We start from the raw sequence: 12,558 nt of genomic DNA on the forward strand, positions 1-12,558 counted from the left end.
GATAGGGGTTATATGTGAATGGATCTAGATTACATACAATTTATGAAACAAATTAAACAAAAAATTGGTATTGATTTATCTTTATATAAAGAAGCACAAATGAAAAGAAGATTAACATCACTTTATCGAAAAAATGGTTTTGCATCATTTAAAGAATTCTTTGTGGGAATCGAGGGTGATTCTCAGCTTATGGATGAATTTCTTGATAAAATGACAATCAATGTCACAGAGTTTTATCGTAATCGAAGCAGATGGGACGTGTTGGAAAACAAAATCTTGCCTCGTTTGCTTAAAGAAAAGACTAAATTAAAAATCTGGAGTGCGGCTTCATCTACAGGAGAGGAGCCATATACTATCTCTATGATATTATCGCGTTATTTACCCTTATCTCAAATTTCAATCTTGGCAACAGATATTGATGAACAGGCACTCGCAATGGCAAAAACCGGTATTTATTCTGAGCGATCACTTGTGGAAATGCCTGAAACAATGAAGAAAAAATACTTTCGACATGAAGGTTCTTTTTATAAAATTAGCGAAGATATAAAACAAACGGTAAAATTCCGAAAGTTAAATTTGTTGGCCGATCAATTCGACTCGGGTTTTGATTTAATCATTTGCCGTAATGTACTTATCTATTTTACGGAGGAAGCGAAAGACAGTTTGTATAAAAAGTTCTCAACTGCATTGTCTCATAGAGGGGTTCTCTTTGTCGGAAGCACTGAACAAATATTTAATCCAAGCCAATACGACTTTGAAGTGGAAGATACATTTTTTTACCGTAAGGAAAAAATAGACTCTCGGAATTTCGAGGCGTAAATTTGCTGAATTTCCAAAAAGGTTGTTTTTGTAAACATTGTTGCTTACCAAGATAGTGCTTGGTTGATTTCCGCTACAGTTGCTCGCTTTCCGCGGGGCGGGCGGTGAGCCTCCTCGGCGTAAACGCCTGTGGGGTCTCACCTGTCCCGCTGATCCCGCAGGAGTCTCGCACTTTCGCTACAATCAACCTTTAACAGATTTTGTTTTAAAAGCAACAAACCCTTTGAAAAGATGCTTTAAAAAGATGAAGCTAGTGAAGAGAAAATATGGCCGTTAAGGAACAACAGTTCATCTTTTTGATCAGCGTACCAAGCGTCACTGGTTGACACATCATGATGGCATAAGTGCGGATGTACCACATTTTTGTAGACCGATGCCGACCAGATTCCAAGTGATAATCGACTTTTTCTCGTTTGTTTGAACGTCCTACCTATGTTCTTCTTTTATAAATGAGCTTCCACTTTTCAGAAGTTCTAGGAGTCCTAGTAAAAAGTCAATTATTATATTTTTGAAAAGTCAAGTGTTTTCGACAAAAGTGGCAACAAAGTTTCATTGTATAAATAACGAACTTAAGCATTTCACGGAAATCGTATGAAAAGTAAGAGATATTTAAAAAAAGGGTATGATCGTGGCCTTACCATGAGCAAAAAAATATCTAAGTTGATTGGAGTGGAAGGCGGCGACTCCAGGGGGATTAGCGTGACAGGTGAGACCCCGCAGGGCGCAAAGCGACCGAGGAGGCTCACCGCACGCCCCCCGGAAGCGTCCGCCTGGAACGGAAATCAACAGTGGCTAGCTCTCATGTTGTATGTAGTACAAGAAACCTTGTACCATCTGACTCGGTGAATGCAGAGAGTATATAAAATAAAAAGGAGGATAAGGGTATGCAAATTAATATTCAGACACCTTCCAAAACATACCCCGTCTATTTAGGGCCAGAGGCAATGAAACATTTGACAAAGTATCTACAAAAAAGAAATTATACAAAAATACTAGTTATCACAGATGAAATCGTCGCGAATCTTCATTTGGATGTACTAAAACAAGCTCTTCCACCTTCAATTGAAAGTATTTCTTACCAAGTTCCATCGGGAGAAAAGGCAAAACAGTTTTCTGTATACGAAGCTTGTCTTACATATGCACTGGAACAAGGGTTAGATCGCAATTCTTGTATTATTGCTTTTGGCGGAGGTGCTGTTGGAGATCTGTCAGGGTTTGTTGCAGCAACGTATATGCGAGGAATTCCTTTTATTCAAGTCCCTACGACTATTTTGGCTCATGATAGTGCAGTTGGAGGAAAGACAGGCATCAATCATCCATTAGGAAAAAATATGGTCGGCGCTTTTCATCAACCTGAAGCAGTCGTATATCATACTGATTTTTTACAAACGCTGCCTGAATCAGAAGTTAGATCTGGCTTTGCTGAAGCTGTTAAGCATGCATTAATTGCTGATCCAGAACTTTTAAATTTTTTAATGAAAAATATTTCAGACTTAAAAAATATCGATCAAGATCATCTTATCTATATCCTCAAGAGAGGCATCGAAATTAAAGCTGAAGTCGTAAGTAAAGATGAAAAAGAATCAGGGATGCGAGCTGTTTTAAATTTAGGACATACACTAGGCCATGTGATTGAAGCTTCTGCGGGATATGGAAAAATTACTCACGGGGAAGCTGTAATGACCGGAATTGTTTACGCTCTTTACTTAAGTAAAGAAGAACTTGGTTTTTCTTTCCCAATTTCTCAGTTGGAATCATGGATTAATAGTCTAGGTTATAGATTGGAAATCCCAAGCACTCTTGATTTTGACAATGCCTTAAGTGGAATGAAAAGAGACAAAAAATCGCTCGGTAATAAACCGCGATTTGTCTTGTTGGAGAAAATCGGTACACCGATTGTCAAAGAAATAGAAGAAGACGTGCTAAGAAACGTATTTTTATCCTTTTTATCAAGGTGCCAACTGAATAATAGATAAACTAATTTGCATGATTCTCTCCTTTAATTCATAGCTTGTTTATAAGAGTTAAAGTTCTAAAAGGAGGGAGTCCATGCAATATATCATCGATCATGCAATGTATATATCAGAAGGGCAAGAACACGCAGTTTCAATGCTCATAAAAGATAATGAAATCCGTTATTTCGGAGAGCATGTTCCAAATCTGCCGGTTATAAAAATGGATGCACGTTCTTTCTTTATCACTCCTTCTTTTGTCATTTTTGCTCCTGATATACCACATTTAACATTTGATCAATTCAAAACATATTTTTCAGATCAGTTTATTTTAAAGGGATGCTCAACAATTCTAACCACCTTTGATATTAAGTATGAATTCGAATTTGATAAGAAGTTACTCGAAAAGAGAACCTCAATGTTGAATAGCCCCGTTGACTATATAATAGGTTTAAAGGTTCCTGCAGAAAAAATAACCGCTTCCTTAGTTAGGAAGTGCAAAACAGCTAAAATACCTGCTATCTTCATTGAGTTCACGAAAATCAAGGATTTGGCCACTATACCTTGGGGTTGGATAAAAGAGGCATCTTTTCCGTATAATCCTGTTTTTATTCCCACCTTTCCTCCAAGGATTAAGCTTTCTCGTCAATTGAAAACATCTCGAAAATGGGACCTTATACTCCTAAAGGAAAAGATAAGCCATATTTCACAGCCATTGCCAGTAAACAAGCCTTTGAATGCAGAAATTATTAAAAAACTTGGTTTGTATCCTAAAAAAGGGATTTTTACTGTGGGCGGCGAAGTAAGTTATAATCTATTTTTAAAAAGCAGCAAACTTGATGATTACTTAGCGCCCAGCTATGAAACTACACTACCAGAGATTGCCGTAAAAAAAGGAAAAATCACCTCTATTAATCGAAAGGCGCTCTTCCGTCCCGGTTCTGGGGAGGAAGTGATCATCAATAAAACAGCTCTATTTGTCTAGGGATGTGATAAGAAAGGACCATGCTTATGAACAATGCAGAATTGATGTTAAAATTTATAGAAGAGCAAAATTTACCTGAAGCAGAAAAGCAATTCAATAAGGTGAAAACTTCCAGTACAGACGACGAAAAATTTATGCTTGCACAGGAATTATCACACTATGGTTATGTAAAAGAGGCGATTGAATTATACGAAATATTGCTTCGCTTTCATCCCGATGAAGGGGAGCTAAAATTGCGGATTGCTGAGTTAATGATTGAAATGGATGAAGAAGATAAGGCATACGATTATTTGGAGTCCATTGGTCATGATGACCCTAATTATCCAGCAGCGCTCTTAATCGAAGCAGATTTATATGAGATGCAAGGCCTTTATGAAGTAAGTGAGAAAAAATTACTTCAGGCCAAAGAAATTTTGCCAAATGAACCAATTATAGATTATGCACTTGGTGAATTATATATGACACAAGGCCGATTTCTTGAAGCATCGAGATCTTTTAAGCTTTTGCTTACAGCCGATGAACAAATAATTGCAGGCATCGATATAAATGGCAGGATGGCTGAAGCACTAAGCGCTGGTGGTGCCTTTGAAGAAGCACTCACATATTATGAAAAGGGACTTTTAAACAAACAAGAAATCAATCTTTTGTTTGGTTTTGGTCTGACAGCTTTTCAGGCGGGGAGCTACAAAAAGGCAATCAAAGCATTTAATCAGTTAAGAGAAATGGATCCAGACTACCATTCGCTTTATTTATATTTGGCTCAAAGCCATGAACACGAAGAAGAACTGGAAGATGCACTTAAGGCTGTACAGGCCGGTATTGCATTGGACGAATTTAATAAAGATTTATATTTTTATGCAGGCAAGCTTTCTCTAAAATTAGGTAATGAGAAGATGGCTGAGCAGTATTTGCGGGAAGCCCTCGCACTAGATCCGGAATTTATTGAAGCTGCCTTCACCTTAAACAGGCTATTGATTCATTTGGAAAGATACGAGGACGTGCTAGAAATTTGCGCAATGTTTATACAAGAAGGTGGTGGCGATCCCCAGCTTCATTGGGATGCAGCTGTTAGCCACCAGCAATTGGAACAATATACTTTGGCATTAAACGAATACGAACTTGCATATAATGAATATAAACATAACCGTGATTTTTTAGTTGATTTCGGATATTTTTTAATGGAAGAAGGAAGAAGAAAAGACGCAACCCGAATTTTCAAAAGATTAGCCGATGATGAGCCAACTAATGAAGAGTGGATTGCAATTTTAGATAGACTTGAGGAAAACTAAGATGATCTTTGCAGAGGAGGGAAAATAATGGCAACCCCTGTATCTGTCAACGAGAAAAAAGAATTTATTCGCTGGTTTTTAAATCGATATCAATTAAAAAGAAGAGAATCAGTCTGGATTCTCAATTATTTAATGAGTCATGATCAATTGATGGAAAAAGTGCATTTTGTTGAAGATGCGCAATGTTGTCCAAGGGGATTAATCATGTCTACCCATTGTACGAGAGATGTGCCTTTCCGGTTTTATAAGGAAAATATTATGACTACCGATGCGGAAAAATCATTTCATGATATTAGGCTTAACAGAGAGGAAGATATTTATATTCAAATAAATTTCCGGTCTGCCAATTTATCGCATCAATATGCTGCAGTACTTGAGGAAAATCCTTATGTTCAAAAAAATATTCATCTCAATGAAAAAGATAAGGATTACGCGGAGCAATTTCTTGCCCAAAGCTTAAGATCCTTCCAAGAGGAAAAATTATTACGTGCAATCGATGAAGCTCTCGATAACCAAGATAAAATTTCATTTACGAAGCTTTCAAACCAACTAAATGAATTAAGAAAAACATAATTCCTCCCAAAATAATCGGGAGGAATTTTTTCGTTCATATTACATGATAATTGGGATAATGAATGATAATATAGCAATTAGAACATATTAGCAGATGAGGTGTATTATGTGAATTGGAATGCAAAAGATGTCCAAGTATATTTAGAGGAAAGAGAATATATTGATACAATTGTCATTCCTTTATTACCTGTTGCTTTTGATGATAGTATGAAACGCGCAGCTGAACAGGGAGAGTTTACTCAATTATTATCTCTCCACCTTGAAAGACAGTTTAAGGGCAGAATGCTTGTGTTACCACCATATACATATATGGAAGAGCCCGCGAATATTGAATTGGATAAATGGGAAGCTAAAGCGAAAGAGAGTGGCTTCTCACATGTTTTTTTTCTCACTTCAGATAAACGTTGGAAAACGGTCAGTGAGGAAAGGAAAGGAACTATATTTTATGTCCCTTCCATACCGCTCGAACATATGGATGAGCAATATAAACAATCCGTTATGGAAGATCAGCTTAAAAATTTAATGTCCGATATCATACGTGGGTGGCAACAGAATGAATGATTGCCAGTTTCGCCACATTGTTGACAATGTTTGGCTTTGTATATTATTGACCTCTCACGCTTATTGATATATCATAATTATGTCCTAGTTTGTAATTACGTGCATAAAATTGTCCGATGGACTTACCTTACTGACAGAGGGGGGAAAAGGATGAGCAAGAATCCTGTAACAAGACGTCAATTTCTAAGCTACACGCTCACCGGAGTGGGCGGTTTTATGGCGGCTGGAATGTTGATGCCGATGCTTCGCTTTGCGGTGGACCCTGTATTGCAACCGCATGCTGCCGGCGATTTCAAAATGACTGATAAAAAGATTGCCGATATTACGGCAGAACCGGTACGTGTTGACTTTAAATATGAACAAAAGGATGCATGGCACACGGCAGATGTAACACAAACAGCTTGGGTTTACAAAAATGAAGCGGGCGAAATCGTAGCGCTTTCACCAATTTGTAAGCATCTTGGCTGTACAGTTAGCTGGGAAGGAAGCGAAAAGCATCCTCACATGTTCTTTTGTCCATGCCATATGGGATTATACACAAAAGACGGCAAAAATGTTCCGGGAACTCCGCCGCGGGGACCATTGGATGCTTATCCAACGCAAGAAAAAGACGGCTTTTTAATGCTGGGATCTCCAGTAGAAAATCCATTCGTAAGAAAGTAAAGGAGGCGTAATCATTGCTGAACAAAATGTACGACTGGATTGACGAGCGGATGGATATTACGCCGATTTGGAGAGACATCGCAGATCATGAAGTGCCTGAGCATGTTAACCCGGCACACCACTTTTCTGCGTTTGTATACTGTTTTGGCGGTTTGACTTTCTTTGTGACAGTTATCCAAATCCTTTCAGGTATGTTTTTAACTATGTATTATGTGCCTGATATTAAAAACGCTTGGGAATCCGTATATTACCTTCAAAATGAAGTGGCATTTGGACAAATTGTCCGTGGAATGCACCACTGGGGGGCCAGCCTTGTCATCGTTATGATGTTTTTACATACGCTGCGTGTGTTCTTCCAGGGGGCCTATAAGAAGCCTCGTGAGTTAAACTGGGTGGTTGGGGTACTTATCTTTTTTGTTATGTTGGCCCTTGGACTTACAGGCTATTTATTGCCATGGGATATGAAAGCTTTATTTGCAACAAAAGTTACATTAGATATCGTTGAATCGGTTCCGCTTGTAGGAATGTATATGAAGACATTGATTGCGGGTGACCCAACAATCGTAGGTGCACAAACGTTAACACGTTTCTTTGCGATTCATGTGTTCTTCTTACCTGCAGCATTGCTTGGACTGATGGGTGCTCACTTTGTCATGATTCGTAGACAAGGTATTTCCGGTCCACTATAGGATCTAATCTTAAATAATGAACGATCTTAGTAAAAAGGAGGGGACGTAATGCAACGAGGAAAAGGAATGAAGTTTGTCGGCGATTCCCGTGTTTCTGCGGAACGAAAACCGAATATTCCTAAAGACTATTCCGAATACCCTGGTAAAACAGAAGCATTCTGGCCGGACTTCCTACTTAGGGAATGGCTGGTGGGAGCTGTTTTCCTCATTGGATTTTTATGTTTAACAGTGGCGCATCCTGCCCCGCTCGAGCGTATTGCGGATCCAACGGATACAGGGTATATCCCGCTACCAGACTGGTATTTCTTATTTCTATATCAATTATTAAAGTACACATATGCATCCGGTCCATATAATATCCTTGGAACAGTAGTTATTCCAGGTCTTGCCTTTGGTGGCTTGTTGCTTGCACCATTTATTGACCGCGGAAGAGAACGCCGCGCTTCTAAGCGTCCATTTGCAACAGGCTTTATGCTTCTTGCATTTGCTGGCATCTTCTACTTGACTTGGGAAGCTGTAGATATGCATGACTGGGCTGCGGCAGAACAGCAAGGGAAAATTACACAGCAAGTCGATGTTGATAAAGAGGCCGAAGGATATAAAGTATATGCAAGCCAAAGCTGTATCAACTGTCATGGTGAAAACCTAGAAGGTGGAGCTGCAGGGCCTGGTTTAGTAGACACTGGTCATACTCCAGAAGAAGTTAAAGATATTGCCCATAACGGCTATAAAAAAATGCCAGCTGGACAATATGATGGATCTGAAGAAGATTTAGATAAGCTTGCACAGTTTATCGCTGAGTTGAAAAGTAAATAATTAAATAGTTAAATTAAAAGAGTCGGCTTTTGCCGGCTCTTTTTTAAAAAAATTGAGAGGATTTTACGTCTCATATGAATTTAATATACGCAATATTAGCAGATCGCCGCTTTTTGTGGTTATTATTAATTATCAATACGTTAGGTACTATTTACGGATATTATTGGTACGAAAGCCAATTGGCCATAACCCCATCCATCTTCCTACCTTTTGTACCTGACAGCCCAACGGCAAGTTTATTTTTTGTATTTGTTCTATTGGCCTTTTTACTTCGGAAAAATTGGCCTATCTTTGAAGCATTAGCAATTATCACCTTATTTAAATATGGCGTTTGGGCTGTAGTAATGAACATATTAACACTTATCGTCACGGGAGATCTGCCTTGGCAAGGATATATGCTGATTGCTTCTCACGGAGCGATGGCCATACAAGGTATCCTCTATGCACCTTTTTTCAAAATGAAATTATGGCATGTACTGCTTGCCGCTGTTTGGACACTACATAATGATGTAATTGATTACGTTTTCATGCAATATCCTAAATATCCGGGTTTGGAAACGTTTGTAAAAGAAATAGGATACTTCACTTTTTGGTTAAGTATCATAGGATCAGGAATCGCTTTATATTTTGTTAACCGCTTTAAACAAGGAAAAATACGCTCCTTTTCTTGACCATGAAAAAATATTCCCAGGTCTAATCTTGTCCACTCTCTCATACAGTTTAACAGTAGTATAGGGAGGGACAAGTATGAAGTATAAACCTATCATCCTTCTGTGGCTATGCATATTGTTTATTAGTTCTTCAGTCTATGCTAAATCGCAGTCGGCAATGGGAGAGCTTGATCAGCTTGCTGATGAAGCATTGCAATTCACAAGAGCCGGCCGCTACGAAGATGCTAAAGGACTTCTAGAGCGCTTTGGCGTACTGTTTTCAAAAACAAGAATAGCCGACCAACCATTGACAATGGATGAACTGAGAATCGTAACAGCTGCTCATCATGATGCATTAAAAGCAATCACAAACGTGAGCCTTAACCAAGAAGATAGAATAAGGCGTGTAACTGCTTTTAGGCTTGCCACTGACGCAGTTACTTCTAAGTACCAGCCTTTATGGTCCGATATGGAAAAACCAGTAATGAATGCTTTTCAACAAGTTAAAAACGCCGCATTAGAAGGGGACGCCGATTTATACAATTTACAACTAAATGAGTTTCTTGCTACTTATTCCGTTATCCAACCGAGCATTAAAATTGATATCCCTGTAGATAAAGTACAAAAACTTGATTCGAAAATAACATATTTGGATCGATACCGCTCAAGAGTCTCTGAACAGAACTGGATGAAAGAATTAGAAAGTTTTGAAGCAGATTTAAAAAGTTTATTTGCAGAAATAAACAAAGATGATTTGGATCCTTCTATTTGGTGGGTGATCATCATGACAGGAAGCATTATTGTTACAACATTATCTTATGTAAGCTGGAGAAAATACAAAGGTCAAAAGCTGCAAAAAAAGACAAGGGATCCAATTGATTGACCATTTCATCACAATCCAATAAAATATAAATAAAGCATCTAGATATGGAGGTCTGAAATGGGCGGATATTTAATTTATTTGGCAATTATCATTATCATTCCAATATGGGCACAAATGAAAGTAAAAAGTACTTATACAAAGTATTCAAAGATTCCTACAACTGCGGGTATGAGTGGAGCAGAAATTGCGAGAAGGATATTGGATGCAAATGGTTTAAGTAATGTCGCTGTAAAAGAAACACCAGGGGCTTTAAGCGATCATTATAATCCCATGACCAAAACAGTAAATCTTTCTTCAACTAACTTCCATCATCATTCCGTAGCAGGCGCGGCAGTTGCTGCACATGAAGTAGGACATGCCATTCAAGATAAAGAAGGGTATGCAGCATTGCGTTTCCGCCATGCGCTTGTACCAGTGGCAAATATTAGTTCGAAAATGGCATGGGTTTTTATCATGATCGGTATAATCGTAACTTCCATGTCTAATTTCTTACTGATTGGTATCTTTTTAATGGCAGCTGGAGTATTATTCCAAATTGTCACATTACCAGTAGAGTTCAATGCTTCCTCACGGGCGATGGATCAAATTGTTTCCCTCGGACTTATTAGTAATACGGAAGAACGCGATGCAAGGAAGGTGCTAAATGCGGCAGCAATGACATATGTAGCTGCAGCTGCAGTCGCAGTACTTGAGCTAGTAAGACTAATATTAATTTTCTCAAACATATCTCGAAATGATTAATTCCAAAATCCGGTTTTTTTTACCGGGTTTTTATTTTTTAAAAGTAAATATTTGATTAATCTTCTAAAAAAGGTAAAATAGCTATTAAAAAGTTAAGAGGTAAAAGTTGATGACAAACGTACAAGACACAATAGAAATGTATCGAAAGCAAAACACAGATAAAGCGAGATTGCTTATTAAATGTCCTGACCAACCGGGAATCGTTGCGGCGGTATCTAGCTTTCTAGTTGAAAATGGTGCTAATATTATAGAGTCAAGCCAATATTCTGCTGATCCCGAAGGTGGAAACTTTTTTATTAGAATGGAATTCCATTGCCCTGGACTTAATTTAAAGCGAGAAGAGCTAGAGCAATCTTTTGTTGAAATCTCCTCAAAATTTGATATGACTTATGAATTCCGATATGTCCATGATATTAAAAAGACTGCTATTTTTGTATCAAAGGAACCCCATTGTTTGATGGAGCTGCTTTGGGAATGGCAAAATGGCGATCTGATGATGGATATCAAATGTATTATTAGTAACTATGAAGACTCAAAAGGTCTGGCCGAGTCTTTAGGCATTCCTTTTTACTATATTCCTGCCAATAAAGATATCCGACAGCAGGTAGAGGAGAAACAGCTGAACATATTACATGAGCATGGGATAGAATTAATCATTTTGGCAAGGTATATGCAAATACTTACTCCCCATTTTGTTTCTCATTATCCTAATCAAATTGTCAATATCCATCATTCATTCCTCCCTGCATTCATTGGTGCAAGGCCGTACGAAAGGGCTTATAAACGAGGTGTTAAATTAATTGGAGCCACCTCACACTATGTAACAAACGATCTTGACGAAGGGCCAATCATTGAACAGGGTGTAGAACGGGTAAATCACCGTGACAATGTAGAGGATATGAAAAGAATAGGCAGAAACATAGAAAGAAGTGTATTGGCACGCGCAATAAAATGGCATATACAAGACAGAGTAATCGTTGATGGCAACAAAACGATTGTTTTTTAAACCAAAAGTGCTGCTCAAAAATAATATTTGAGCAGCACTTTCTTTTTAAATATCATAAGGTCTTTTGTTTTCATCTAACGTAAACCCTTCACCTAATACGTCATGAACAACAGTGACAGAAACGAAGGCGTGAGGATCAATGGCATTGATGATTTTTTTCAAGTGGACAATTTCTGTTCGAGCAACTACACAATATAAAACTTCTTTGTTTTGCTTCGTGAATGATCCATAACCCCTTAATACAGTTACTCCTCTCCCCATTTGCATTAAAATCTCATCAGCAATCTTCTCATGATATGCTTCAGAAATAATCATCGCACCTCTTGCTGAATAGGATCCTTCCTGCATAAAGTCAATCACTCTTGCACCAACAAAAACTGCCACAAGTGTATACATCGCCTGTCTGTGATTTAAGTATGTAAGTAGGGAGACGGTGATGACAACTGCATCAAACATAAACATTGTTCTTCCCATGCTAATTCCTTTATATTTATGAAGAAGGCGAGCAATAATATCTACGCCACCTGTTGTGCCGCCATATCGAAATGTAATCCCTAATCCGATGCCAATAAACACTCCGGCAAACAAAGCAGCAAGGAACAAGTCGCCATCTAACGGAATACTAATTTGATACCTTTGGAAAATGAATAAAAAGAATGAAACGGCTACTGTACCAATTAAAGTATAGGTAAAGGATTTTTTACCTAATAGCTTCCAGCCGATTACGAAAAGGGGTATATTTAACACGAGATTAGTAATAGACGGATCAAAATGGAAAACAAAATAAAGCAGTAGCGTAATCCCGGTAAATCCGCCTTCCGCTAAGTTGTTTTGCATATTAAAGTGTACGAGTCCAAATGCAAAAATTGCGGCACCAAGTAAAATGAAAAGTGTATTTTTAATTTTTATTCCAAAAACCATCATCTCTCCT

Annotated in this window: 14 protein-coding genes; 13 read left to right on the forward strand and 1 reads right to left on the reverse strand. The window is 38.1% G+C overall.

The genetic code is table 11. From position 1 onward, the window contains the following. Positions 1 to 18 precede the first annotated feature (18 nt). The 13 genes from KHA88_RS03395 (at position 19) to purU (ending at position 11,627) form a co-directional block, all read left to right on the forward strand. Positions 19 to 819: a CheR family methyltransferase gene (locus tag KHA88_RS03395; RefSeq protein ID WP_213106919.1), complete on the forward strand. Its 801-nt coding sequence runs from the start codon at positions 19 to 21 to the stop codon at positions 817 to 819. Between the two features lie 884 nt (positions 820 to 1,703). Continuing rightward, a complete protein-coding gene (aroB, locus tag KHA88_RS03400; RefSeq protein WP_213097162.1) occupies positions 1,704 to 2,795 on the forward strand; it encodes a 3-dehydroquinate synthase in 1,092 nt (363 codons plus the stop codon). Positions 2,796 to 2,868: 73 nt separating this feature from the next. Then, complete coding sequence (locus KHA88_RS03405; protein WP_213121392.1) at positions 2,869 to 3,756, forward strand: hypothetical protein; 888 nt, start codon at positions 2,869 to 2,871, stop codon at positions 3,754 to 3,756. 26 nt (positions 3,757 to 3,782) lie between these two features. Then, positions 3,783 to 5,045 carry a tetratricopeptide repeat protein gene (locus tag KHA88_RS03410; protein WP_213121393.1) on the forward strand — a complete coding sequence of 421 codons (1,263 nt, stop codon included), beginning with the start codon at positions 3,783 to 3,785 and terminating at the stop codon, positions 5,043 to 5,045. Positions 5,046 to 5,072: 27 nt separating this feature from the next. Then, the gene (locus KHA88_RS03415) at positions 5,073 to 5,618 is read left to right on the forward strand and encodes a ReoY family proteolytic degradation factor (protein ID WP_213121394.1); all 546 of its coding nucleotides are present in this window, start codon (positions 5,073 to 5,075) and stop codon (positions 5,616 to 5,618) included. A 108-nt stretch (positions 5,619 to 5,726) separates the two neighbouring features. Beyond that, on the forward strand, positions 5,727 to 6,179 hold the full coding sequence (locus KHA88_RS03420; RefSeq protein ID WP_213097158.1) for a YpiF family protein: 453 nt from the start codon (positions 5,727 to 5,729) through the stop codon (positions 6,177 to 6,179). A 150-nt stretch (positions 6,180 to 6,329) separates the two neighbouring features. Next, positions 6,330 to 6,842: a Rieske (2Fe-2S) protein gene (locus KHA88_RS03425; RefSeq protein WP_213097157.1), complete on the forward strand. Its 513-nt coding sequence runs from the start codon at positions 6,330 to 6,332 to the stop codon at positions 6,840 to 6,842. A 14-nt stretch (positions 6,843 to 6,856) separates the two neighbouring features. After that, the gene (gene qcrB, locus KHA88_RS03430; protein WP_213097156.1) at positions 6,857 to 7,531 is read left to right on the forward strand and encodes a menaquinol-cytochrome c reductase cytochrome b subunit; all 675 of its coding nucleotides are present in this window, start codon (positions 6,857 to 6,859) and stop codon (positions 7,529 to 7,531) included. A 48-nt stretch (positions 7,532 to 7,579) separates the two neighbouring features. Then, complete coding sequence (locus tag KHA88_RS03435) at positions 7,580 to 8,347, forward strand: menaquinol-cytochrome c reductase cytochrome b/c subunit (RefSeq protein WP_213097155.1); 768 nt, start codon at positions 7,580 to 7,582, stop codon at positions 8,345 to 8,347. A gap of 74 nt (positions 8,348 to 8,421) precedes the next feature. Continuing rightward, entirely contained in the window at positions 8,422 to 9,018 is a 597-nt protein-coding gene (gene lhaT, locus KHA88_RS03440) for a lipoprotein heptaprenylglyceryl N-acetyltransferase LhaT (protein WP_213097154.1), read from the forward strand. Between the two features lie 76 nt (positions 9,019 to 9,094). Further along, entirely contained in the window at positions 9,095 to 9,880 is a 786-nt protein-coding gene (gene ypjB, locus KHA88_RS03445) for a sporulation protein YpjB (protein WP_213097153.1), read from the forward strand. Between the two features lie 57 nt (positions 9,881 to 9,937). Beyond that, the gene (locus KHA88_RS03450; protein ID WP_213097152.1) at positions 9,938 to 10,621 is read left to right on the forward strand and encodes a zinc metallopeptidase; all 684 of its coding nucleotides are present in this window, start codon (positions 9,938 to 9,940) and stop codon (positions 10,619 to 10,621) included. Positions 10,622 to 10,727: 106 nt separating this feature from the next. Continuing rightward, positions 10,728 to 11,627, forward strand: coding sequence for a formyltetrahydrofolate deformylase (purU, locus tag KHA88_RS03455; RefSeq protein ID WP_430413690.1), 900 nt, complete (start codon positions 10,728 to 10,730; stop codon positions 11,625 to 11,627). 45 nt (positions 11,628 to 11,672) lie between these two features. On the opposite strand, the gene KHA88_RS03460 is transcribed toward purU, so the two are convergent. Further along, positions 11,673 to 12,548 carry a YitT family protein gene (locus KHA88_RS03460; protein WP_213097150.1) on the reverse strand — a complete coding sequence of 292 codons (876 nt, stop codon included), beginning with the start codon at positions 12,546 to 12,548 and terminating at the stop codon, positions 11,673 to 11,675. Positions 12,549 to 12,558 lie beyond the last annotated feature (10 nt).

Origin of the sequence: Lederbergia citrea, assembly GCF_018343525.1 — a bacterium.
In the GTDB taxonomy this organism is placed as follows: domain Bacteria; phylum Bacillota; class Bacilli; order Bacillales; family Bacillaceae_C; genus Lederbergia; species Lederbergia citrea.